The organism is Pseudomonas sp. B14(2022), assembly GCF_012030485.1.
Taxonomy (GTDB): domain Bacteria; phylum Pseudomonadota; class Gammaproteobacteria; order Pseudomonadales; family Pseudomonadaceae; genus Aquipseudomonas.
This window is the reverse complement of sequence record NZ_JAAUVM010000001.1, coordinates 36,563-58,166: the sequence shown is the minus strand read 5'-3', so window position 1 is coordinate 58,166 and position 21,604 is coordinate 36,563. Positions and strand designations below refer to the sequence as shown.

The 21,604-nt window shown below is 58.3% G+C and carries 23 protein-coding genes, 1 tRNA gene and 1 pseudogene; 9 read left to right on the top strand and 16 right to left on the bottom strand.

Annotated features, from left to right (window positions below):
* Positions 1 to 530: 530 nt before the first annotated feature.
* The 6 genes from sctL (at position 531) to HCF10_RS00275 (ending at position 4,524) form a co-directional block, all read left to right on the top strand.
* Complete coding sequence (gene sctL, locus HCF10_RS00300; protein ID WP_145335450.1) at positions 531 to 1,103, top strand: type III secretion system stator protein SctL; 573 nt, start codon at positions 531 to 533, stop codon at positions 1,101 to 1,103.
* A 108-nt stretch (positions 1,104 to 1,211) separates the two neighbouring features.
* Positions 1,212 to 1,418: a hypothetical protein gene (locus tag HCF10_RS00295; RefSeq protein WP_145335452.1), complete on the top strand. Its 207-nt coding sequence runs from the start codon at positions 1,212 to 1,214 to the stop codon at positions 1,416 to 1,418.
* Between the two features lies 1 nt (position 1,419).
* Positions 1,420 to 1,812, top strand: coding sequence for a type III secretion protein (locus HCF10_RS00290; protein ID WP_122309099.1), 393 nt, complete (start codon positions 1,420 to 1,422; stop codon positions 1,810 to 1,812).
* Between the two features lie 14 nt (positions 1,813 to 1,826).
* Complete coding sequence (sctC, locus tag HCF10_RS00285) at positions 1,827 to 3,962, top strand: type III secretion system outer membrane ring subunit SctC (protein ID WP_131700411.1); 2,136 nt, start codon at positions 1,827 to 1,829, stop codon at positions 3,960 to 3,962.
* A complete protein-coding gene (gene hrpT, locus HCF10_RS31140) occupies positions 3,959 to 4,162 on the top strand; it encodes an HrpT family type III secretion system protein (protein WP_131700412.1) in 204 nt (67 codons plus the stop codon). The genes sctC and hrpT overlap by 4 nt, the downstream gene beginning before the upstream one ends.
* An 11-nt stretch (positions 4,163 to 4,173) precedes the next feature.
* Positions 4,174 to 4,524, top strand: a complete 351-nt coding sequence (locus HCF10_RS00275; protein ID WP_167654698.1) for a transcriptional regulator — start codon at positions 4,174 to 4,176, stop codon at positions 4,522 to 4,524.
* Here HCF10_RS00275 and sctU read toward each other — a convergent pair whose 3' ends face one another.
* The 11 genes from sctU to sctW are packed head-to-tail and all read right to left on the bottom strand — an operon-like array spanning position 4,525 to position 14,662.
* A complete protein-coding gene (sctU, locus tag HCF10_RS00270) occupies positions 4,525 to 5,622 on the bottom strand; it encodes a type III secretion system export apparatus subunit SctU (protein ID WP_131700414.1) in 1,098 nt (365 codons plus the stop codon). It abuts the gene before it with no gap.
* Positions 5,619 to 6,407, bottom strand: coding sequence for a type III secretion system export apparatus subunit SctT (gene sctT, locus HCF10_RS00265; protein WP_131700415.1), 789 nt, complete (start codon positions 6,405 to 6,407; stop codon positions 5,619 to 5,621). The genes sctU and sctT overlap by 4 nt, the downstream gene beginning before the upstream one ends.
* Positions 6,408 to 6,417: 10 nt before the next feature.
* Positions 6,418 to 6,681: a type III secretion system export apparatus subunit SctS gene (gene sctS, locus HCF10_RS00260; protein ID WP_065938437.1), complete on the bottom strand. Its 264-nt coding sequence runs from the start codon at positions 6,679 to 6,681 to the stop codon at positions 6,418 to 6,420.
* Positions 6,682 to 6,688: 7 nt separating this feature from the next.
* Positions 6,689 to 7,342, bottom strand: coding sequence for a type III secretion system export apparatus subunit SctR (gene sctR / locus HCF10_RS00255; protein ID WP_115486563.1), 654 nt, complete (start codon positions 7,340 to 7,342; stop codon positions 6,689 to 6,691).
* On the bottom strand, positions 7,339 to 8,352 hold the full coding sequence (locus tag HCF10_RS00250) for a FliM/FliN family flagellar motor switch protein (protein ID WP_167654697.1): 1,014 nt from the start codon (positions 8,350 to 8,352) through the stop codon (positions 7,339 to 7,341). The genes sctR and HCF10_RS00250 overlap by 4 nt, the downstream gene beginning before the upstream one ends.
* Positions 8,349 to 8,807 (bottom strand): type III secretion system HrpP C-terminal domain-containing protein, encoded by a 459-nt coding sequence (locus tag HCF10_RS00245; RefSeq protein WP_167654696.1) that lies wholly within the window; start codon positions 8,805 to 8,807, stop codon positions 8,349 to 8,351. The genes HCF10_RS00250 and HCF10_RS00245 overlap by 4 nt, the downstream gene beginning before the upstream one ends.
* Positions 8,804 to 9,232, bottom strand: coding sequence for a type III secretion system stalk subunit SctO (sctO, locus tag HCF10_RS00240; protein WP_131700418.1), 429 nt, complete (start codon positions 9,230 to 9,232; stop codon positions 8,804 to 8,806). The genes HCF10_RS00245 and sctO overlap by 4 nt, the downstream gene beginning before the upstream one ends.
* On the bottom strand, positions 9,219 to 10,577 hold the full coding sequence (locus tag HCF10_RS00235; protein ID WP_131700419.1) for a FliI/YscN family ATPase: 1,359 nt from the start codon (positions 10,575 to 10,577) through the stop codon (positions 9,219 to 9,221). The genes sctO and HCF10_RS00235 overlap by 14 nt, the downstream gene beginning before the upstream one ends.
* Positions 10,574 to 11,473 carry an FHA domain-containing protein gene (locus tag HCF10_RS00230; RefSeq protein WP_131700461.1) on the bottom strand — a complete coding sequence of 300 codons (900 nt, stop codon included), beginning with the start codon at positions 11,471 to 11,473 and terminating at the stop codon, positions 10,574 to 10,576. The genes HCF10_RS00235 and HCF10_RS00230 overlap by 4 nt, the downstream gene beginning before the upstream one ends.
* A gap of 34 nt (positions 11,474 to 11,507) precedes the next feature.
* Entirely contained in the window at positions 11,508 to 13,601 is a 2,094-nt protein-coding gene (sctV, locus tag HCF10_RS00225; protein ID WP_131700420.1) for a type III secretion system export apparatus subunit SctV, read from the bottom strand.
* A complete protein-coding gene (sctW, locus tag HCF10_RS00220) occupies positions 13,598 to 14,662 on the bottom strand; it encodes a type III secretion system gatekeeper subunit SctW (protein WP_167654695.1) in 1,065 nt (354 codons plus the stop codon). Before sctW ends, sctV begins: the two co-directional genes overlap by 4 nt.
* A gap of 262 nt (positions 14,663 to 14,924) precedes the next feature.
* On the opposite strand from sctW, the gene HCF10_RS00215 reads away from it, so the two are divergent.
* Positions 14,925 to 15,476 (top strand): RNA polymerase sigma factor, encoded by a 552-nt coding sequence (locus HCF10_RS00215; protein WP_131700422.1) that lies wholly within the window; start codon positions 14,925 to 14,927, stop codon positions 15,474 to 15,476.
* Positions 15,477 to 15,527: 51 nt separating this feature from the next.
* Here HCF10_RS00215 and HCF10_RS00210 read toward each other — a convergent pair whose 3' ends face one another.
* Positions 15,528 to 15,671 (bottom strand): hypothetical protein, encoded by a 144-nt coding sequence (locus HCF10_RS00210; RefSeq protein ID WP_167654694.1) that lies wholly within the window; start codon positions 15,669 to 15,671, stop codon positions 15,528 to 15,530.
* 143 nt (positions 15,672 to 15,814) lie between these two features.
* Here HCF10_RS00210 and HCF10_RS00205 point away from each other — a divergent pair.
* Positions 15,815 to 15,891 (top strand) — tRNA-Met (locus tag HCF10_RS00205).
* A 165-nt stretch (positions 15,892 to 16,056) separates the two neighbouring features.
* On the top strand, positions 16,057 to 17,280 hold the full coding sequence (locus tag HCF10_RS00200) for a tyrosine-type recombinase/integrase (RefSeq protein ID WP_104911601.1): 1,224 nt from the start codon (positions 16,057 to 16,059) through the stop codon (positions 17,278 to 17,280).
* A gap of 138 nt (positions 17,281 to 17,418) precedes the next feature.
* Here the strand turns inward: HCF10_RS00200 and HCF10_RS31135 are convergent.
* From HCF10_RS31135 to HCF10_RS00185, 4 genes and pseudogenes are all read right to left on the bottom strand, one after another.
* Positions 17,419 to 17,667 (bottom strand): annotated as a pseudogene (locus HCF10_RS31135) (hypothetical protein); the annotation flags it as partial.
* Positions 17,664 to 18,644, bottom strand: a complete 981-nt coding sequence (locus tag HCF10_RS00195; protein WP_104911600.1) for an integrase domain-containing protein — start codon at positions 18,642 to 18,644, stop codon at positions 17,664 to 17,666. The gene HCF10_RS00195 and the pseudogene HCF10_RS31135, both read right to left, overlap by 4 nt.
* Positions 18,628 to 18,981 carry a hypothetical protein gene (locus HCF10_RS00190; RefSeq protein ID WP_092488537.1) on the bottom strand — a complete coding sequence of 118 codons (354 nt, stop codon included), beginning with the start codon at positions 18,979 to 18,981 and terminating at the stop codon, positions 18,628 to 18,630. The genes HCF10_RS00195 and HCF10_RS00190 overlap by 17 nt, the downstream gene beginning before the upstream one ends.
* Positions 18,974 to 20,365 carry a YfjI family protein gene (locus HCF10_RS00185; protein ID WP_167654693.1) on the bottom strand — a complete coding sequence of 464 codons (1,392 nt, stop codon included), beginning with the start codon at positions 20,363 to 20,365 and terminating at the stop codon, positions 18,974 to 18,976. The genes HCF10_RS00190 and HCF10_RS00185 overlap by 8 nt, the downstream gene beginning before the upstream one ends.
* Positions 20,366 to 21,604 lie beyond the last annotated feature (1,239 nt).

Here is a 21,604-nt window from a genome sequence, read left to right as displayed (position 1 = left end):
TGGGCATGCCCTTGGCAAAACGCCCATGAAGACTGGAAGGAGGGTCAGCACGCTACGTTTGATACACTTTATCAGGGCAAACAGCCGGTATGGGGCGTATTCATGGGTGTGAAAGCCTGTTTACCCCCTGCGACAAACCCCACCGTGCTGCGCTTGGCCCTTGCGTCAAGTGAACAACTCGACCTGGCGCTGACACTGGCTCACGACACCGTTAATCCTCATGCGGCTCCAACGTTGAGTGAAAGTCATCACCACTGGTGCAGACGCCTATCTAAGGCACTTCCTCCTGCAATGCTTTCCCCCGAAGCAGATCCATTACAACTGCTACTTAGCTGGCTCGACCCTCCTATCTGGCAGCGCCTTAGATTGCGCTTTCCCCGTCAGAGAACGTATGAGGTTGAAAAAAAATCTATCTGCCTAGAGAACACAAGCAACCGATTAAGCACCCTCTGGCAGGCGGTCGTCTGGCGTGTAACCTCCTTGCCAAGCGACTCTATACCCCCTGGCTCACATGGGTAAGGAGATCAGTGATGTTATACCGACATACCATTGATGTGCCCAAGGACAGGCACGAATTGCCTCGCAGTCTCATCCCACGGGAAGAACTTGCAAATTGGATACAGGCAGAACAGCTCTTGAGGCACGCCAACGATCAAGCCGATAAGTTGCTGAGTTTGGCGCAAAAAAGATGTGAGACGTTGAAGGAGGAAGCATCTCTGGAAATCTGGCGACGCGCTGATGCTCAGCTCAAACGTTGGGAGCACGATCGTCAAGCCATGTGCGACAAGCTCGAGCAACATGCGAGTTTCATCACCCGTGAGGCTATTCGATGCCTGCTTGATGAAACACCCCGTCCCATCAGGCTGGCGGCACTCCTGAGGCAATTGATGGCTAATCAAGTCCACGAAGTCTGCGCGGACCTATTCTGCCATCCGCATGATTTTGATGAGATAAAACGATGGTTTGCTCATCAAAAACCTACTATTTGGAAACTTAACGCGGATGAGGCGACCCCTCCTCAAACACTGATCCTGAAAACAGAGGAGGGAGACTTTTGTATCAGCTGGGAGACCATGCTCACCGCTTTTTTTCACACCTTATAAAGAATATCGGAGCAACATCTAATAATGCTCAGTTCATGCTGAAAACTGCGCTCTACAACAAACCAAATCAGTAAAAAAATACCAATAACAGAGTTTAAAGGAACCGCTATGTCCGCTACCAAGACACTCGCGCACCAAGCAACAAAAATGGCTGACTCTTCGTACAAACGGCTTCAAGCCAGCGTGAGCGAAGAATTGGACGGTGAACTATTCCATAGGTTATCAATGCAGTCTTTAGCGACCCACGGGATGTTCACTGAGAATCATCGAGTTGAGCTGCTTTCTCTAAAAACGACCATTGAAAGTTTTCAATAACATGAACGACCTGATTCTTGAATGGTTACGTAGCCAAGAGGAGCAACTCAACTTATCTGAAAATAACGACGAAATTATTTTAAAACGACAGGGCCCCTTCATTTTATTGGAAGCTCAACTGACATCCGCGTCTTCAGATAACGCGAGCTTGCAAAGTTGGATGCGCTTGGGCGCGGTCAGCCTAAGCCGCTTTCAAGGCGTATTGGTCCGAAAAGCTGACAGTGAAGAGCTTTGGCTGATTCAAACCCTGCGCGAGGAGCGGGAAGAAGCACAAGTGCTCTGTTGCTTTGAAACCCTGCTCAACCAGCGCGACATATGGCGAGCCACGTTCGCACGCCTCGCTCGCCCAGCCCAAAACCTCAAACCCACCTCACTCCGTTCACTCTCGTACTAACCAGAGAATTGTCTATGTATAACAAGATCCACAAGCGCAGTTGCTTGCGCTTTGATTCGCCTGGCAAGTCGCCCAAAAGAGCCCATTGGCGCACCATACTCCTGTTGCCCTGGCTACTGATTCCAGTGGAACACACATTGGCGGCCATCCCCCCCGAATGGAAAAACACCGCCTACGCCTATGAAGCCGAGCACAAACCCCTACGGGAAGTACTCGAAGACTTCGCCCAGACCTTCGGCACACAGCTTCAAGTCGAGGGCCTGCTGGAAGGCAACGTCAATGGCAAGATCCGCGCCAATACCCCGCAGTCGCTGCTCGACCGTCTCGGTGTAGAGCACCGTTTCCAGTGGTACCTGTACAACAACACCCTCTATATCAGCACCCTCGACCAGCAGGAATCCGCACGCCTGGAAGTCTCTTCCGAAACCATCGCCGACCTCAAACAGGCCCTCACCGATATTGGCCTGCTCGACAGTCGTTTCGGCTGGGGTGAGTTACCCGAAGATGGCGTAGTGCTCGTCTCCGGTCCTCGACGCTACATCGAGCAGATCAAGCAGTTCAGCAGTCAACGCCGTTCACCGGATGAAAAACAGAGTGTGCTGAGTTATCCGCTGAAGTTCGCAAATGCAGCCGACCGCCTGGTGGATTATCGCGGCGAGAAGCTCACCATCCCAGGGGTGGCCAGCATTTTGCGCGGCTTGTTGGAGCCGCGCTCCTCCTCAACGCTTGCGGGGCTGAGTCAACGTCCCACCTCTCAACCCGCGCCGCTCACACCCACCATTCCCCGGCTGGGCAACCCGTTGCTGGGGCAGATGCTCGGTGCTAACGCCAACCCGGCATCACTGGACATCGGCCCCGCGCTCACCCCACGCGCCCCGGTCTCCAATAGTCGGATTCGCGTCGAAGCCGATGTGCGCAACAACGCGGTGCTGATTTATGACTTGCCGGAACGCCAGGCCATGTACCGCGAGCTGATCACCCAACTCGATGTGGCGCGCAAGCTGGTGGAAATCGACGCGATCATTCTCGATATCGAACGCACGCAGTTGCGTGAGTTCGGGGTGAACTGGGGTTTCCAGAACAGTCGTTTCCGCGGCGGTGCCAACGTGTCACCGGGCACCTCGTCGCAGCTGTCGATCGAAAATCGCGATCGCTTCTATGCCGATATACGCGCATTGGAAGCCAAGGGACTGGCAACCATGGTCTCCAACCCTTCGGTGCTCACGCTGGAAAACCAACCGGCGGTGATCGACTTCAACCGCACGCAGTACCTGACGCCCGGTAGGGAGAACGCAACCATTTTGCCGGTCACCGTGGGCACCAGCTTCCAGGTAGTGCCACGCGTCATCACCAGCCGTGGGGGCCATCAGATCCACTTGGTGGTGGATATTGAAGACGGCAATTTCGACGAGACCAACCCCCTCCCCGGCAACCTTGACGTACGCCGAGGCAAAGTCAGCACCCAGGCTGTGATGGCGGAAAAACGTTCATTGGTGGTCGGCGGTTTCCACGTGACCGAAAACACTGACAAGCACAACAAAGTGCCTCTGCTGGGTGATATCCCCCTGCTGGGCAAGGCGCTATTTTCCTCGACCGAACGGCAGAACAATCGGCGTGAACGCCTGTTCATTCTCACCCCGCGCGTCATCGGTGACCAGGCCGATCCGTCGCGCTACCTGCCCCAGGACGACCAAGTCGAATTGCAGGCAGCCCTCGCACCGTTGGCGCGGCGCTATAGCCCTCACCAACCGGTGATCAAGCGCAGCGATATCATCAGCACCCTGGCGCATTTGGTCAGCGGTGAAGTGCCCAAGGCGTTCAAGGCGGCACCGATGCCGCTGGGGCTGAATACCCTGTGCAACACCCGCGACTTGCTGGCGCTGAACACCGAACGCAGCCAGTGGTATGCAGGCCCTGAGTACAACGTAGCGGTGGTGGTGTTGCGCAACCAGTTCAAACGCAATGTGCGTATCGACGAAAAGGAGTGCAGTAACTCCCAGACCCTGGCCGTCAGCGTATGGCCGCGCGCCTGGCTCAAGCCGGGTGAAGAAGCCGAGGTATTTATCGCCATGCGCCCTGTGGTGAAGGATGAACACCTCAGTGTGCCCCGCCCCTCCTTGATCACTCCTGCTCAAAAGGCTACCCCATGAAACACCGCTTATTTTGCGTCACCCTGATCGGCACTGTACTGCTCGTCGCCGGCTGCACCCCCACCTGCAAGGGTGACTCGTGCTCTCGCCCGCAAGCGACCAAGGACAAAATGGTGATCTGGTGGCCACCGCAGATGCGTGTCGAGCCTGGCCCCGCCGGGGAGCGAAAAGACTACCAAACGGTATCACTGGAACGATGAGCTTGAAGGAAATGCCCGACGCACAACGCCAGGTGTTTCTGGACAGTCTGGTGAGCGGCGCTGCCGCTCACCAGCCGCTCGCTCCCGGCATCAAGCTGTGCGCGCTGCAAGGCGGCAGTCAGCCGGGGGTGGCCTTGCATATCGCCCGTGAAGCGCAACAAACCGGGCAACTGCAATGGATACTGGAGCGACGCTTTGAGTACGCGTCGTTATACGATGGCTTTTTCATCTACCTCGATGCTCAGTACGCCCTGGTGATCTGGCACGCGCTGCCTGCAGCGCGTAACACGCTGGACAAGATTTTCAGCCGGATGTTATCGCTGGCCAACCTCGGCGCCCTGGACGCGCCTTCCAGTCGCTGATCAACGCCGCTCAAGCTCCGGCAATTCCAGGGTTTCGCGCTTGGCTTCGTCATCCAGCTCGCGCAAGGTGCGGTAGATCAGCGCAACGGCCTGCAAGGTTTCGCGAGGAATGCTCGCGCCGAGCTGTTTCGTATAGAGCGTGCGGGCCAGCCACACACACTGGATTACCGGCACCTCGGCGGCCTTGGCTCGTACGATCAACGTGCGGGCCTCGGCGTCGGTGCCTTTGCCGATCAGTAACGGCAGCGGCGTCTTACCGGGCCGGTAGTACAAGGCGACCGCAAAGTGCGTCGGGTTGACCACCAGCATATCGGCCTCCTCCAGCTTGGGCAGCTTGACCTTCGGCTCCTCCTGGGCCAGCTGGTACGCCAACGAGCGGCGCTGGCCTTTCACATGGGGGTCGCCTTCCATGTCCTTGTACTCCTTGACGACCTCGACCTGGGTCATGCGCATGCGTTTGGCGAAGAAGTGTTTCTGCAAGGCCAGGTCAATCAGGGCCAGCACCAGCAGCAACCCAAGGCAGGCGTGCAGCAGATGGCGGAACAGGGCAATCAGCGCCAGCAGGTAACTTTGCAGATCGCTGTTTGCCAAATTGATCAACACCCCCAGCGAAGGCCAGACCACCAGGTACACAATCAGGCCGATAAGGAACGCCTTGGCGATGCTCATCATCAGATTCATCACCGACTGGGCAGAGAACATTTGCTTGATCTGGCTGACAGGGTTGAGGCGATTGAAATCGAGCTTCAGCGCTTCCGGGGCGAACAGCAACCCGAATTGCATCCAACTGCTGATCAGCTTCGCCGTGATCGCCACTGCGACCATCAACAGGGCAAACGAAGCAAACATGACCAGCCCTTCAACCAGCACCTCCTCCAACGCGCGTACAAACGGCTGGTTCAAGCGCGACATCGGCAACACCATCAATTGCTGGAAGCGCTGAAGACTGGTCTCGGCGGTTAACAAGGCGATCTCACTGATGGCGGTGAGCACCACTAATTTGGGAACATCCTGGCTCTGGGCGACCTGGCCTTTCTTGCGCTGGTCGCGCAGTTTCTTGGCTGAAGCCGGGTGCTTTTTTTCCCCCGAGTCACTCATGGTACTGAGGCCTTGAAGAGAAGCCCCAGCGAGTGTTTCAGGTCACCCAACTGGAGCATGCGCCCGACAATCAGGTCCTGCAGCAGCGCAAAGTACAACAGCACAATACCAATACCTGCCAGGCTCTTGACCGGCGGCGCCAGCGTACTCACCTGTAATTGCTGGCTGTAGACCCCCAGCAACGCAATACCGAACTCCAGCAACAACAGCACCGCAATGAAGGGCGCGGCGTACAGCATCATGTGCGTGAAGGTATCGCCCAGCAGGCCGACAAATACACTCATGCCATTAGGCGCAGGCAGCGGAAACCACACGGTGGGGGGCCAGATCAGGTAACTGTCCCAGATCACCTGCGTCACCGCGCCCAACCCCAGGCTGACCATCAGCAGAAAAATCGCCAGCTGCTTGAACAAGTGCCCGATGGGCGTGGCATCCGGCCCAAGCGAAGGGTTGAGCTGACCACCGGCAAGCGCACCGCGTTGGTTATCCAGCAATGCCCCCACTGCTTCGAACATCCAGAACGGCATCGCCAGCAACACTCCCAGCAACAACCCCAGCGCCACCTCCTTGAGCACCAACCCACCGAGCATGAGCGCCGAGTAATCCTGGCCCTCCAGCGCCGCATGGATACCAGGCGCGGGCAGCAATGCCATGACCATCACAATGGTGTGCCGAGGCATGCCGCGTATGTGCTGAAAACAAAACGCCGCCACCAGGATGGCACAGGGGTAGATACGCGCCATGCCGATCACCAGGCTGGGCAGGAATTCGAGATAGAGCAACACAGGCGAGGCCTCAGTTCAGGGCCGAGCGGCCGATCATCTCGAAGGTGAGGTTGATCAGTTGGATCAACTCCACGCCAATCCAGCGCCCGGTCATGATCAGCGTAATACCCACCGCCACCAGCTTGATGCCAAAGGGCAGCGTCTGGTCCTGTATCTGCATCAGTGCCTGCACCAGGGACGTCAGCACACCCACCACGACGGCTACGATCAACGGTGGCGCCGACAACACCACCACCAACAGCATGCCCTGTTTGAACAGCACGATCGGTTCCATAAGCCACTCAGAGATAGGAGAGGAACAAGCTGTCGAGCAGCCGCGACCAGCCGGACACCAGCACGAACAACAGCAGTTTGAGCGGCAGGGAAATGGTCATCGGCGAGACCATTTGCATGCCCAGCGCCAGCAGCAGGTTGGAGACAATCAGGTCGATCACGATGAAGGGAATGTAGATCAGGAAGCCGATCTCGAACCCTGCCTGCAACTGCGATAGCACAAAGGCCGGAATCAGCAGGATCAGGTCCTCGCGCTGCACCTCCTGCGCCATCTGTGCGGGCCACAGCCGCGCGGTATTTTCCAACAGATGCGTCAGCACATCCGGGTCCACGTTGCGCAGCATGAAGGCACGCAACGGCTTGATGGCTTCTCCACCCGTCTGCAGTACCGTTTGCACATTGCTCATGTCCAAGGGCGAAGCCTTGACGCTCTCGGCGATCTCGTAACCCACCGGCGCCATGATGAACAACGTCGCTGCCAACGCTATGCCATTGATTGCCATGCTGGGTGGCACTTGCTGCACGCCGATGGCATTTCGGGTAATCATCAGCACAATCACGATTTTCAAAAACGATGTGCAGATGACCAACAGCAGGGGCATCAACGTCAATGCCCCAAGAAAAAGCGCGAGAACGAGGGGGTCGAGCCCCTGGAGTATCATCGGCCGAACAGCACACGAGATAACTGCAAGCCAAGGCGCCCGTCGACTTCCACCAACTGCCCCTGGCCAATAGGCCGATCACCGTAGTACAGGCCTGCCATACCAGGGGCATAGCCGGCAATACCCAGCACCGAGCCGGGTGCGAGATTACGCAGCTCACCCAGCGTGAGGTTCAGCGTTCCGCAGCGTACATTCAGCGCCATGCTCAACTCATCGAACGGCTCATGGCCAAACACATCCTGCACGGGCTCCCCCGCCTCATATTCCGAATAATGGGGCGCTGCAAACTCTTCGTCCATGGACGTGTCCTCGATAGAAGTAAGGGTCAGGCACAAAAGACCAGTGGCATCGTCAATGCAGCCATGTAGCCGCTGCTTTCCAACCTGTATGTAGCCGCTGCCCTGGGCTTGAAAAAAGGTCTGCTCAAGCACCAGCACATCACCGGTACGCAGGCTACGAGCCTGTGCAATCGGTAACTGCAAACGCCCAAGGGTCACGGCAATAGCCAATTGGAACCGCGTCGGCATCGGCCCGGCAGCGGTGCGCCACGGCCCGGCGTCGCACAACGCCAGGAAAGTTTCAGGGGCCAGCCACAGATAGCCCACGACCCGCGACGCCCCCAAGGTTACGCTGAGCCGACAACCAAACCCCTTGGGCCGATCGGTCTCCAGCAATCGCATATACCCCAATAACGCACTCACCTGCGGGCTCAGGTGATGCTGGAACAAAGCCCAGAACCAGGACTCCGGATCGTTGCCGGACGGGGCCAATGTCACCGGGCATTCGCCCAGCAGGCTGAGCAACGGCCCCGCTTCCGCGAGCGCCAGGACACCACACACGGTTTCGAAGCAGAACGCCTCGGCCCCTGCTGGGGCCCGTCCAGGTTCCAGTCGCAGCTCGCCGTCCTCGCCGGCGACCTGAAACGCCAGGCACAAGCCGCGCCCCAGTCGACGGCGTGCGGCAACCGTGTTGCTCTTGATCAAGGGAAAGCTCAAGTGCGGCACTCTCATGCGCAGCCGGTACTAGGCACAAGCAGGTTGACCGGCAACCCCAGCACTGCCGAGAACCGGTCCTCACACTGTTGCCGCACGCCGCTGAGCCAACGTGCCGTGGCGTCATGTTCCGCTTCCAGCTCGATGCTCCAGGCACTCTGCTCACGGCGAACGCTGGCGTTGATCCGCCCCAGCCGAGGCAAGTACAACACCGCCTGCAGCGGCCATTGGGAACCGGCCTGTACACGAGGGGCCAATTGTTCGGTGAGGGCCTCGACCATGGAGGCACCGGCCGACGCCTTGATTCCCGCTAAGGAAGCTCCCGATCCAGTGCCTTCATCGCTATCGGCAAACAGTTGAGCGAACAGTCGCACTTGTTCCCAAGGCACTACGCCCGTAGCGCCCGGCTCCCGCTCCTCGCGCACCTCACGCGGACGTGGCCGCTCAAGGGGTTTATTTGAAACCTGGGTCATGTCGGCTCCTGAGCCAGAAGTAGGGATAACTCCTGAAGTTTCTCCACCTGCCGCAGACACTCGGTGACGTGCCTCTGAGCACTCCCGACGCGGCTTTCCTTTTCGTCCTGCTGGCCTTGTAATTGCGCCAGTTGGCCTTGGTCCCGCCGGGTACCGGCAGATAATGTTCGCTCCTGTGCGCCCCACGATTTCAAGGCCTTCAGGCTCAGCACCTGACCCTGATGCTGACTGAGCAATTCAGCACTTTGCCGAGCCTCCTCCTGCCGAGTCTGCTCAAGCGCATTCTTAGCCTGCTGGATATGTGCGAGCAGGGCCTGCTGGGCACGCTTGGCCTCACGCAGGGCGCGCTCGGCGCGGTCAGCCCTATGCCTGCGCAGGCGCCGCAGCGTCTCGACTTCGCCGAGAAGCACATCAGAATGGGACATGGGCGGTCAGATCCTTAAGCAGCTCCAGCGTCGTCAACATCGGCGTAGGCTCGCGCAAGTCCTGGCGCAGGAACCCGTCGACCGCCTGGCGGCTGTCCACCGCCAAATCGGTCAGGGCATCGCTGCCAGGTTGATACTCCCCCAGCTTGAGCATCAGCTCGATCTGTTGGTACGCCGACAACAACCGTCGCAATGCCGTACCCGCCTGGATGTCCTCCGGCTCTGCGACGTTGCTCAAGATCCGTGAAAGGCTTGCCAACACATCCACCGCCGGGTAGTGCCCACGCTCGGCAAGCTTGCGGGACAACACGATATGCCCATCGAGCAGCGAGCGAACTTCATCGGCCACCGGATCGTTCATGGAGTCCTGCTCAATCAGCACCGTATAGATCGCGGTGATCACACCGTCACGCGTCAACCCGGCACGCTCCACCAGCCGTGGCAGCAGGCTGTATACCGAGGGAGGCAAACCTCCGCGCCCCAGGGGTTCGCCGGCAGCCAGGCCGATTTCACGCTGGGCCCGGGCGAAACGGGTCAAGGAGTCAATCAGCAGCAATACCCGTTGCCCCTTGCGCCGAAACCCTTCGGCCAATGCCGTGGCCGTGAACGCGGCCCGCGCGCGCTCCATGCTGGAACGATCGGAGGTGGCGCACACCAGTACCGCCTTGGCGCGCAACTGGTCATCGAGCTCATGGTCAAGAAATTCACGCAGCTCCCGCCCCCGCTCGCCGATCAGCCCGAATACGATGACATCGCACTCGACGTTACGCGCGATCTCGGCCAGCAAGGTGGTCTTGCCACAACCGGCCCCGGCGAACAGGCCTACACGCTGGCCCTCGCCAATCGTCATCAGGCCATCGATCGAGCGCACTCCGGTGGCCAGTGCACGGTTAATCCTCGGCCGCTCGGTGGGCAACGGCGCTTCACACAACACCGCACTGGTATCCGGTAAGTCAGCCTCGACAAACGCACTCACGCCCTGCCCCGTAATCGGCCGTCCGAAACCATCCAGCACCTGGCCCAACAGGGCCTCGCTGACCTGGACTCGATGGGATACCCCAAGGCGCTCCACTCCAGCCCCTACCCGCACGCCTTCCAAATTACCCAAGGCACTGAGCACCGCATCCTGCTGATCGAAGCCGATGATCTCGGCGAGCATATAGTCGCCCGGACTTTTTTCCACCTGGCACAAGTCACCGATACGCGCCTGGGGTAGCCGGCACTGCAGCAGCATGCCGTTGACGCGCTGGATTCGGCCACGCATCGTCACCGGCGCAAAGCTGCTCAATGACTGGGACTGGCGCTGCTGCCAGGCTTCAAGACGCGCTTGCAGATCTGCACTCACCAGCGCACCTCGTAACGCTGCGCGCCGTCGAAGACCACCTTGCTGTTGTCGATCAGCACCAATCGCAACCCTTCCACTTCGTCGCCCACAAACAGTCGGCCGCCCTCCTCCAGGACCACGTGACCGTTCGGCCCGCCGACGATCTGCACAATCCTAAATGGCAGCGTGCTATCACGCACACGCACACGGCTGATCACCGGCACCGAGCTGTCGAATTGCTCACCAAAACGGCTGAGCATGCGCGCTACCAGCTCCACGTCGTCCTGAGAAACATCTCCGCTGAGCGCCACCTGGCCATTGATCACTTGCAAGATGACCCGCTGACTCAACTCACGCTCGCTGAGCATCTTCAACAGCTGCTGGCGTACTTCAAAAGACGAGGCCAATTCCTGCTTCTGAACCACGGGCTGCATCAGCGAAGCCTGTGCCTCACGCTCCCCTGTGGAGACCATGCCCACTGCCACGATAATTACCGTCACCACCAACACCAGGCTGATCAGGCGCTTTTGCTGCGAGTGCGAGATTGACGATAACTTCATCCCTTGCGCAGGCTCATTGGCCGGTAGCGGCGCTACCGTCGCAGGGGCTGTGGGTTGGGGCCAGGGCTGCTCGGCCAAGGTGACGCACAGGCGCACCCCTCCCACTGAAAACGGCACGTTCAGTTCCAGTTTGGCGATCTGCGCCAGTACCTGGCCTTCGGGGTCTCGCAACAGCCCGGCTTCGGCCTGCACCAACCAGTTGGCGTCGATAAACCGCAGGCGCGCATGCTGCTCGACGACGCCCGGGTCGTTCAGCATCAGGTCAGCGTCCGCGTGAGCGCCAATGCTCCACTGCTCCCCAAACAACGGCAACGCAGCGCCCTGACGCAGCCCGTCAAGCACCCTTAACTCAAACATCAGCGAGACCTCCACGCTGGCCATGGCCAAATACTCATGCCACCGCACCACGCATCAGCTCGTCCTGGCCAAGGTCAATGCGCCCCAGCACTTTGACCTTGGAGGTGCTCCCCAACTCGGCGAATGAGAGCACCGGGACATGGTTGAACTCTTCCAGCAGCAAGGTACGCAGGGGACTACGCAGGTCCTGCGCCACCAACAGCACACTCTTGCTCTTGGCCCTTAAGGTAAAGGCCTGGCTGAGCAGGGTGATCAACACAGCGCTATGGTCGTCGTCCAGCGCGAAAAACACCCCGGTCTGGGTCTGGCGCAATGCCTCGCGCAGGATGTTTTCAGAGTGCGGTGAAAGCAGCCAGGCATGCAGGCCGTCGGCCTCGCTGTACTGGTGGAAAATCTGCGCCTTGAGCGCAATACGCGCGTAGTCGGCCAATGCTTCCGGCTCACGCTCATGCTGGCCATACTCGATCAGCGATTCGACAATCAACCGTACGGCCCGCAGCGGTACACCTTCGCTGGCCAGACGTTGCAGCACTGATGAAAACCGCGATAGCGGCATGATTCGCTGCAGTTCCTGCACCAACTCCGGCTGGTTGTGCTCCAGCCAGCTGAGGATCGACTTGCTCTCCTGGATCCCCAGGAACTGCGGTCCACTGAGCATCATGGCCTGCTTCATGCGTTCGATGATCAGAGTGGTCGCAGTAAAGCGTTCCAATTGCGGGTCATCGAGCAGTGGATCATCCGGTGCCAGCCAGACCCAGTCCTGTTCATCACGCTCAGCCAGCCCGGGTATTCCATGCTCAGGCTCGACCGTCAAGGCGTTACGCTCGACGGCCAGATAGTTGACAACCGAAGCCTTGACCATCGGCACTTCATGCACACAGAAACGCATTTCGTCGGCGGCCAGCGAGTCATCGAGTTCGACTTCGAATGGCGGCAGGGTCAGGCCAATATTGGCAACCAGTGCATTTCGGGACTGGCGAATCCCATGAATAAGCTCCGCCACCTCAGGCGTCCCACGCAAAACCGGGGGGAACAGCAACAGGTAAGGGCGCGACGGATCGAACCCGCGCAAGTCCTCTTTTCCGTTCTCTTCGGGACGCACGGCTTCGGCGGCTGCGGCCGCAGGCTCTGCTTGTCGCTGACGCTGGCGCATCAGGTAATACCCCAGGGTGCCGGTTATCAGCGAAATAAGGATAAATACCCCGGTCGGCATACCGGGCACTATCGCAAACGCGAGCATGCCCACCGAAGCGATTATCCAGCTCTTGGGCTCGCTGGTCATTTGCCGGGCAATTTCGGCGCCCATGTTACTGATACCTTTGCGCCCCTCCGGCGCCACGCGGGTGATGATCATGCCGGCGGTCAGGGAGATCAGCAGCGCCGGAATTTGTGCAATCAGGCCATCGCCGATCGTCAGCACCGAATACAACGCCATTGAATCAGCAGCGCTCAAGCCGTGCTGGAACATGCCCGTAGAGAAGCCGCCCAACAGGTTGACCACGACGATGATCAACCCCGCGATAGCGTCGCCCTTGACGAACTTCATGGCCCCGTCCATCGCGCCGAACAATTGGCTCTCACGGGACAATTGCTCGCGCTTGTCCCGCGCTTGTGTGCCGTCAATCAGGCCAGCACGCAAGTCACTGTCGATGGACATCTGCTTGCCCGGCATCGCGTCCAGGCTGAACCGCGCCGCGACCTCGGCAACCCGTTCCGAGCCCTTGGTGATCACCAGGAAGTTGACCAGGGTCAGGATCAGGAAAATCACCATCCCCACTGCCAGGTTGCCCCCCACCACGAAATTACCAAAGGCCTCGACGATGTCGCCGGCATCCTGCTCCAGCAGGATCAGACGCGTGGTTGCAATCGACAGGGCCAGTCGAAACATGGTGGTCAACAACAGGATCGACGGAAACGACGAAAACGCCAGGGGGCCCGGCAGGTAAAGCGCAAGCACGATCAACAGGCACGAAATGCAGATATTCAGGGCGATCAAAATGTCCACCAGCCAGGTGGGCAGCGGCACAATAAAGATGAATACGATGGCCATGACCACCACCGCGCCCAACACTTCGGCGCGCTGTGCCACTTTGAGCAATACACGGTTGATGGCCGACAGAGCGGTCACGTCATGGTCCTCGGCTCAGCGGCAAATCGTGTAGGCCCGCGCAAATGCCGGTCCAGTTCATCCACCACCACCACAAGCCGAGCCAAGGTATCCCGTCGTACATGACTGTCAGACCACAAGGCCAAGGGCAACTGCTGGAGCAACGGGTATAGCGTCTGGAGGGCTACCACTTGCCGGAGGGATGAGCTCCCTCCCAGATCATTCGCCAGTCGCAGGACCTCAGCAGCCTCAATGCCGCTGCCGGCGTACGCCAGCAGACGCTGCAACAAGCCCACCGCGTCATGTTCGATGCCCAAGCGCCCGATCAACGCATTGCACCCGGCCAACACGGAGCTCAACTGCCCGCAGTCCCGCAGGCCCAGCAGCAAAGTGCGCAACAGGGGCGTGGGCATTGACGACACCTTGGCCGCAATGTCATCCGCCAAAGCCTCACACATCACCTTGAGCCCGACGTGGAACTGCTCACCACCGTATACACCCAGCAAAGCCTGCATCATCGTCGACAGGGACTGGCGCGTGACCACACTACTGTAGTAGAGCACACGCAGTGCCTGGCGCTCCTGAGGGTCGAGCCCGGCAGACTGCAATGCCAAGGCGATGTTCAGGCCTGCCTGGATCTCCCCTTTGAAACGGGCTTCAAGCTTGGCAATGGCATCGCGCGCCAACGTAGCCTCGGACTGGCGGACCTCGCTGCCTGCCTCGGTCACCATATGCTTGAGCACCACGAACGCGCGCGCCGGGTCCCCGTCCGCAAGCTTCAGCAATTTTTCGAGAGTAGGTTTGCCCTGCAATTGCTGTCTGAAGAGTGCTAAAAGGAAAGGCAGCTTCTTCTTGGCCGGATGGCCCAACTGGTCATAAAGTTGCGCAAGCTGCGCGGCTGGGGGCACGCGCACCGTCATCTTCCGCTCGCTCAACGCTCGGCTGTTGAGCTCCACCTCCTGGCCGAACAGATGTGCAAGCTCATCGATGCCCTTCGCGGGTGCGGGCACTGAGGCATGGCTGATAGCCGCCTGATCCAGGGGGCGGATTGTTTGCACATCGTTGTTGGATTCGACTTTCATGGACACGCCAGTACAGGAAGAGTGTTTCCCTGTGTGGCAATGTCTCCCCATGCAGTTCCATCGAAATCCTCTCTCAATACGAATTTGATAAAACTTGCAAAAGCCTTCAGCGCTCCGTGCAAATCATTGCAAAAAAAACCATTGATTCAGAATATTTATATATATAAATCATAAAGTTACGATTTTTTTCCGATTGGCACAGGGAGTGCTAAAGGGACCTGTCGACACCCGCTCGACTGCGTCTACCCTAAGGAAAAAAAACATGAATCTCCCCATTGAAGCTTTAGCTCACCTCGTTGGCAGCTCGCCTCAATTCATGCATCACCTGACAGACGACCAGCAGAAAAAGCTCAGGCGCTTCATTCACAAACGCGTACTCAACCCGGAAGATGCGGATGATCTTCTGCAACTGACGTACCTGGAAGCCTGGCGCAACCGCGAGCGTTTCTGCGGCAACGCCTCGCTCAGCACCTGGATGTGCGGCATCGCACAGAACCTGATTCGCAACCACTTCAGGCGCATGTATGCCAAACCCGTGCATTGCGAATTTGATGAGTCGTTGTGGCATGGACAGGAAGAAAACAACAACCTGGATTGGGAATTTGAGATCAACCGCCGCCTGGAGAACACCCTGAGCGCCATTGACCACCTGCCGGCGGAAATGCGCAGGACGATGTACGCCTCGCTGGAAACCGACGGCAGCTACCAGGACACAGCCGACGTATTGGACATCCCTATCGGCACCGTTCGCTCACGACTGTCGCGAGCGCGCGAACAGCTCAAGCGCACCACCCAGAACCCGTTTCAATCGTAAATCCGGCTGACTGGCCAAGCGTTGGGCGACAGGGATATCTGCCCAACCGAATCAGACCTTTTTCGTGCGTGCCAGAAAGATCAGCAATAGTCCTGACAGCGCCGCACTGATCCCGCCAAGACCGAACATCAGCCCAACTGCCAGCACGGTCAACGAGCTGGTTTGCCGGGCAGTCGAGGAATTGCTTGACGTCATGGGGGTCACTTCACAGCAGACGCGAATCAGCAACCACTCGTCGCCCAAGTCGCGCGTTTCCGATAAACAATTGAAAGCGTAGATAAAAACTCAAAATAAATGCTTGACGCATTCCCGTTCTACGCGAATAATGCGCGCCACTTGGCTACATAGCTCAGTTGGTTAGAGCATAGCATTCATAATGCTGGGGTCCGGGGTTCAAGTCCCTGTGTAGCCACCAAGTACCGATCCATAGATGTCTACAGCAGTCTATGAATCACCTCAAGAAGCCCGCCTCGTGCGGGCTTTCTTGTGTCTGGAGATCCAAACTGATCCACCCACGTCCTTCACATCCTGTATGCCCCCATGTATGCTTCAATGAAAATTGAACTGGAGGCATACACGGATGAAACGCAGCGATATTAAACGCCGTCCTCTCTCCGATACCGCACTAGTCAATCTCGCTCCCGAAGCGGGGGCCTACCGCGAGCTAGACAGCTCGGGGCTGTATTTCAGAGTAAAGCCTAACGGGCAGAAATCATGGGAGTTGCGCTATAAAAAGCCCGACGGCAAATGGTCGTGGCTCGGGCTTGGCGGGTACCCAGAAGTCAGCGGCGCCTTTGCTCGGCAAAAAGCTGCCGAATTGAGATCGGATGCAGCAGAAGGCAAAAATCCGATAGCCGCCAAGAAAGCTAGAAAAGCTGCGGAGGTAGCAGCAACAAACGAAACCTTTGAAGCGTTGGCTCGTGAATGGCATACGTCTCGCTTGGCTGGCTGGGATGTCGGCACAGCAAAAAGAGTCCTTGGAGCCTTGGAGCGTCACGTGTTCCCTCTTGTCGGAAAACGTCCTTATGTCTCCATCATGTCGATGGAGTGGATGGAGCTTTTGAGAGGGCTCGAACGTCAGGGAATCCTCGAGCAGATGAGTCGCGTGAGGGCGTACTGCAAAGACATTTACGACCTGGCTCGCGTAACCGGCAGGGCGATGAACAACCCCTTAGAGGGGGTTCATAAATTTCTCTCATCGGGAAAGGCCGAGAACTACGCCCATGTCTCCCTGGAAGAGCTTCCCGCACTGCTCAGAGCAATACGATCATACCCACACGCCAGGGATGTCCAGCTAGGCCTCCAACTGCTTACTCTCATGGCTGTCCGCCCCAGCGAGCTTCGAGAGGCATACTGGGCTGAGTTCGACTTTGACAAAAGGCTTTGGACCGTCCCCGTTGAACGCAAAGGCCGTAAAAAAGGGCGTGAACACCTTGTACCACTCTGCAAGCAGGCGCTAAGCGCTCTTACTGAACTACGAAAAATCACGGGAGCGTACCCATTGTTGTTCCCTGGTCGAAGCGATCGAACCAAGCCTCGCAGCGATACCGTTTTTCTGATGGCGCTAAGGCGCCTTGGTTACGAAGGACGACAGACCGGACATGGCTTCCGTCACATTGCCAGCACGGTACTCAACGAGCACGGTTTTCCAGCGGACCACATTGAAGCCCAGCTCAGTCACAAGGCGTCAGGTGTCCGCGGGATCTATAACAAGGCTCAGTATCTGGAGCAACGTACGACAATGATGCAGTGGTACGCCGATCATCTTGACGGGCTTGAAGCAGGAAATATCAGAGCCGTATAAAACTTCGGCCTCTTAGCTTCTTGCCCAGTAAAGAGCGTCTTGATAGGCCTAGCTTGAAGTCGACCATTTAGGCTGCGGGATGACACAGCTTGGTAAGCACTTATCCAAATGGAGCTGACTGTCAGCTTTAACACTTTCACGCCGCCTACGAATTAACGCTGCTGTTAACTCGTAATAGTAAACGGTAGACGGCGCTGAGCATCGCAGGTAGTGCTCCAGAAACCATTTCAAGTGCTTATCTCTCCAAGACCAGGGCGTCGCACATCCCCAGCGCTCCCGAATCGCCTCGCGCATCCTTTCTGCCTGCCTGATGTGCCGCTGCCGCGTGGCATGCGCACCTTTGAGCACAGGGTTCAGAAACAACGCCATGTCGAACTCGGCCGTCATCGCCGGCCTCCGATGTAGGCACTCACCACATCGATGCGGTTATGTCCCAACTCATGACTGATCTGCTCGCGTGCACGTTGATCGAGCTCTCGATCCTCTCGATGACCATGACCGCCATTGACGGGTGCGGGGAAGCCGGTCAGTTGCTCATAGCGCTCACAGGCGTAAGCCGCCCGCAGCTCATGAAAGCCTTTCAATCCATGCTCATGCAAGATGTCCCGTGCCGGTCGCACAACTGCCCGCATAAAGTCTTTGTAGCTTTCGTCGGGCGCCAACAAATTCCGGCTGCCATTGGGTGAGGTCGCGCTGGCCCAATCCAGGGCATCGCGAACTTGATCCGTTACCGTAATCCAGCGCGGTGCCGAGGCCCCTGATCGACCACCTTTGGTGCCATCCTGGATGTTGATCTTGCCCAGTTGCCGAACCTCACGTTGCAGTCGGGGCAGATCGGCCAAGATCGCTTCGCGCAGGCGCATGCCTGTATCCCGGGCGAGGAGCACAATGGCACTCACCCTCGATTGCTGACGATCTGACAGCGCCCGTGCGATCAACTTAACCTGCGCACGGTCTTGGACTTGCGGAGCCTCACTACGCACGCTTGAGCGCTGCAAGCCCAGCGCCTTACTCGGACTCGGGATTTTGACGTACTGATCACCGCGCAGCGCGGCCATCGTTCGGTTCACGCTGGACAGTCGGTTCTGCGCGGTGGCAATGCCGACGCTGCCCTGATCAACCTGCTCCCGCACGTGAACGGCGTACCGCATGAGGATCTCGCGGTCTATCTGGCGCGCGTCGTTGACCCTCGGTCCTTCGTCGGATCGACACCAACTCACGAACGCCTGCCAGCGATCACTATGGGCTTTGACAGAAGCAAAATGGCCGTCGCCAAACAGGTCTTTCAGTGCTTGCGGTCCAGCATAGCTAAGCTGGCGACCGAAGCCGAAATTGCGCCCCGCTCGCTTACCGACCCGAGCCATTTTTCTGCTCCTGATCGACTGCAGTGAGATCATGCAAGAGGGCTTGCCAGTGCGCACTTACAATCGCGAACTGAGCCCAATCACTCGGGCGAAAACACAGCGTGTTGTCGGCGACGTAAAGATGCGCACCCTCCTCTTTCAACCACTGAATAATGGCTGTCGTAGAGGCGATAGCTTTATGGGTGGGGGCGACACTGGCGACAGCGGCGACAGCCCTCGGCCTGCTTGGTTTTGAGCGTGGCGACAAAGTGGCGACAGTAGCGGCGACAAATCGCGCTTTAGGCTCCTTTTGACGCTGAGCCAGATGGTTGCGCAGCGCTTCATCAAGATTAAACATGGCGCACCTCGAAGGTGTGGCCATCGGTGATCAACCACTGATGATCAATCAACTCAACCAGCAGCTTGGCGGCATGACGACTGCTCTTGCGGGCAAAGCGGGGACCGTTGCGGTTCAATTCACGAATACTGAAACGCTTCCAATCTTTGACCTGTAGCCATCGCAGCAGCCGGTCTGCCTCTTCTTTTACTCGACACACTGGCTCCTGCTCAGTCAGGCGCTGGATCTCGGTGAGGTAGTAGCCGACTAAAGCGGAGGCCCGCTGGATATGGTCGACCTCCACGACGCTGCTCTCCTCCAAGACTGCAAGAATGCCGGCGACGCGCAGCAGGTTATCGGCCGCCTTTGATCCGCTGGGCCGTACGCTGGCCAACTCGCCAAACTCCCCCAACTGGGCCTCGATAGCATCATGCAAATCAATCCAGCGACGGCGGGCTAACGGACTCAGTGTCAGCGGTGATAGCCGCAAGGCACCGTCAGCGGAAAGTGACCAAGGCTGGTGAAACAGGGCCGAAAGACGGTGGTGATATCGAATTAGGGCGGGGTCTTTGGACAAGTCGACAGACTGGTAACTGCGTTGTCCGGCCAGGCTGGTGGGCCAGGTGATGAGACAGCGACCGAGAATGCCTTGCCCCTGCAGCAATGGGTCACTGAGTAACTGCATGGCTAGATACGGTTGCAGCATCAGGTGCAGGCTTAAGCGTCGATCGTAAGCTCGCAAGCTTTCACCCGCCATAGACCGCGCGCGATCTATCGGACTGCCGTCCCAGAGTGACGACAAGGTCGTAACCGCTTTCAAACGGTTATCTCGACTCATGGTGCTGCTGCCGAGGAATTGTCCCCCTTCATCGCAGAACAACCCCATACTCGGCAGGTCATGGCAGAGCCCTTTGATCAGAGCTTCAATAGTTGGGTCCGTGGTAATCAGCCTCGGCGCAGAGGGCTCCGCTTCGAGCGGTACACCGTTCGCGGAGTCGGGATCGGCAGGGCTGATACGCTGCATCTGGCGCTGTGCGGCGCGGTACCGGGCAAGCTGTTCGCGGTAGCGCTGCCACTGCTCACGCTCCCATTGGCGTGCTGGCAGCAATGCAGATCGGTCTGCCGCCGTTTTACGATCCCCCGAAGCTGCCACCGTGATCAGGTACAGCGAGAGAGGATAATTTCTCCCGTCGAGTTGTAGGCCGGCATGACCTTGGGTAGCCAGCGCCGAGGCAGCCAACACCGATTGTGCAGCCAATGCCTGGGGCACGCCGATGACCTCGGCCATGCGCTCCACCGCAAGCCCAAGAATCCCACCCAGCGCCTGCACCGGATAAGGCTGGGCCACGGGATTCGAGTCAATCAACGGTCGTGGTAGTTCAAGCTTCGGATCTAACTGCTGCATGGCCCTCTCCTCGTTCATTGCTGGTTGTCCTCACGTAGTCCCGCCACGGTTGTTGAGTGTTATCAGGGATCAAGGCCCCTGCGGCCTGTGAGGTGCTCACTGACGCGGAACGAACGGCTCCTTACAACCGGGAACGAGGGCATAACCCCATGAATCTGGCCTTCTTAGTCGCATCCGAAGATGCGGGCGGGTAGAGGCTGTGCCGACTGACGAGTTCGGCACCTGGAGATCCGGAGTAGGAGAAGGCAACGACATGGACACCTGGGGCATGCCTGACTGTCAGTCAGATGCAGCCTTTCCATTGGCTGCGGCACCGGTGCCTGTGTCGTTGCGGATGGCGACGAATCGGATTTGTCAGGTCGATTGTCACGAGGAGAGTTGCGGCAATGCCCTGTAGGACGTGGCTTGCAGCAGTGGTACGAGCGCCCGTCTCTTTCCGGGAGAAAGAGACGGGCGCGGCCTGGCGCAGCGAAGTGTGCCAAAAGGTGAGGTTGCTGCAGCGCAGCGAGGTAGGCCCATCGTCTGCCGCAATGGACAGATCGGTCGAGTAGGCATCCATCACTCTTGGAGAGTGACCGTGCGAGCCGCCGGACGCTAATCGCACTTGGGGAAGATCCACCACGCGAGTGGCGTAGCCTTGAAGGTTCTGGCTACCTGGGCAGGTGCTGTCAATGACAGCGATCTGTGCGCCAATTTTTATACCCACTCGAAAAGGCGGTCAAGCGTCACAGCCAATGCGCTGAGAAAGTGGCGACTGTCGCCACTTCTGTCGCCATTCCCCAGGCCACACTCCACGTGGGTTGTCGCCGGCGTCGCCGCTGTCGCCACACCTATATCCATGCCAAACGAAAAGATCCACCTGACACTGAAACGGCTCTGCGCCCGATACAGATCACGAGCAATTACTGACGGGTAAAAGAAGGCCGCGCTAATCAAATTTGAAATGAATGGGGGTAGAACGCGGTGGCTGCAAGAAAAAGCGAGTGAACCCTCCGATCGGCGCGATCAAAGATCGCTTGATCGGAGGGTTTGGTGGGAAAAGCAAATCTCAAACGTCAATTACAGACTCAGGCATCAAAGCGGGTTGATTGGCAGGCCAGCTCGACCAGCGAGGACTTCCCGTCTTGGTTCCGCTCCTCATCCATTGAAATCTCTCCATCGCGCCGATTGACCTAGCCCGATTAGGTCATAAATGCCCCCTAACGGCATCCGACGGTTGCCACCTCCGTCAGGTTACCT

Excerpts from the sequence above, each read along its gene's own strand:
- HCF10_RS00295 (WP_145335452.1), top strand. The coding sequence starts at position 1,212 with ATGTCCGCTACCAAGACACTCGCGCACCAAGCAACAAAAATGGCTGAC.
- HCF10_RS00275 (WP_167654698.1), top strand. The coding sequence starts at position 4,174 with ATGCCCGACGCACAACGCCAGGTGTTTCTGGACAGTCTGGTGAGCGGC.
- sctL (WP_145335450.1), top strand. The coding sequence starts at position 531 with ATGTTATACCGACATACCATTGATGTGCCCAAGGACAGGCACGAATTG.
- sctR (WP_115486563.1), bottom strand. The coding sequence starts at position 7,342 with ATGATACTCCAGGGGCTCGACCCCCTCGTTCTCGCGCTTTTTCTTGGG.
- HCF10_RS00230 (WP_131700461.1), bottom strand. The coding sequence starts at position 11,473 with ATGTTTGAGTTAAGGGTGCTTGACGGGCTGCGTCAGGGCGCTGCGTTG.
- HCF10_RS00190 (WP_092488537.1), bottom strand. The coding sequence starts at position 18,981 with ATGTTTAATCTTGATGAAGCGCTGCGCAACCATCTGGCTCAGCGTCAA.
- hrpT (WP_131700412.1), top strand. The coding sequence starts at position 3,959 with ATGAAACACCGCTTATTTTGCGTCACCCTGATCGGCACTGTACTGCTC.
- sctU (WP_131700414.1), bottom strand. The coding sequence starts at position 5,622 with ATGAGTGACTCGGGGGAAAAAAAGCACCCGGCTTCAGCCAAGAAACTG.
- HCF10_RS00290 (WP_122309099.1), top strand. The coding sequence starts at position 1,420 with ATGAACGACCTGATTCTTGAATGGTTACGTAGCCAAGAGGAGCAACTC.
- sctC (WP_131700411.1), top strand. The coding sequence starts at position 1,827 with ATGTATAACAAGATCCACAAGCGCAGTTGCTTGCGCTTTGATTCGCCT.
- HCF10_RS00210 (WP_167654694.1), bottom strand. The coding sequence starts at position 15,671 with ATGACGTCAAGCAATTCCTCGACTGCCCGGCAAACCAGCTCGTTGACC.
- sctS (WP_065938437.1), bottom strand. The coding sequence starts at position 6,681 with ATGGAACCGATCGTGCTGTTCAAACAGGGCATGCTGTTGGTGGTGGTG.
- HCF10_RS00200 (WP_104911601.1), top strand. The coding sequence starts at position 16,057 with ATGAAACGCAGCGATATTAAACGCCGTCCTCTCTCCGATACCGCACTA.
- HCF10_RS00250 (WP_167654697.1), bottom strand. The coding sequence starts at position 8,352 with ATGAGAGTGCCGCACTTGAGCTTTCCCTTGATCAAGAGCAACACGGTT.
- HCF10_RS00195 (WP_104911600.1), bottom strand. The coding sequence starts at position 18,644 with ATGGCTCGGGTCGGTAAGCGAGCGGGGCGCAATTTCGGCTTCGGTCGC.
- HCF10_RS00215 (WP_131700422.1), top strand. The coding sequence starts at position 14,925 with ATGAATCTCCCCATTGAAGCTTTAGCTCACCTCGTTGGCAGCTCGCCT.
- HCF10_RS00185 (WP_167654693.1), bottom strand. The coding sequence starts at position 20,365 with ATGCAGCAGTTAGATCCGAAGCTTGAACTACCACGACCGTTGATTGAC.
- HCF10_RS00245 (WP_167654696.1), bottom strand. The coding sequence starts at position 8,807 with ATGACCCAGGTTTCAAATAAACCCCTTGAGCGGCCACGTCCGCGTGAG.
- sctO (WP_131700418.1), bottom strand. The coding sequence starts at position 9,232 with ATGTCCCATTCTGATGTGCTTCTCGGCGAAGTCGAGACGCTGCGGCGC.
- sctW (WP_167654695.1), bottom strand. The coding sequence starts at position 14,662 with ATGAAAGTCGAATCCAACAACGATGTGCAAACAATCCGCCCCCTGGAT.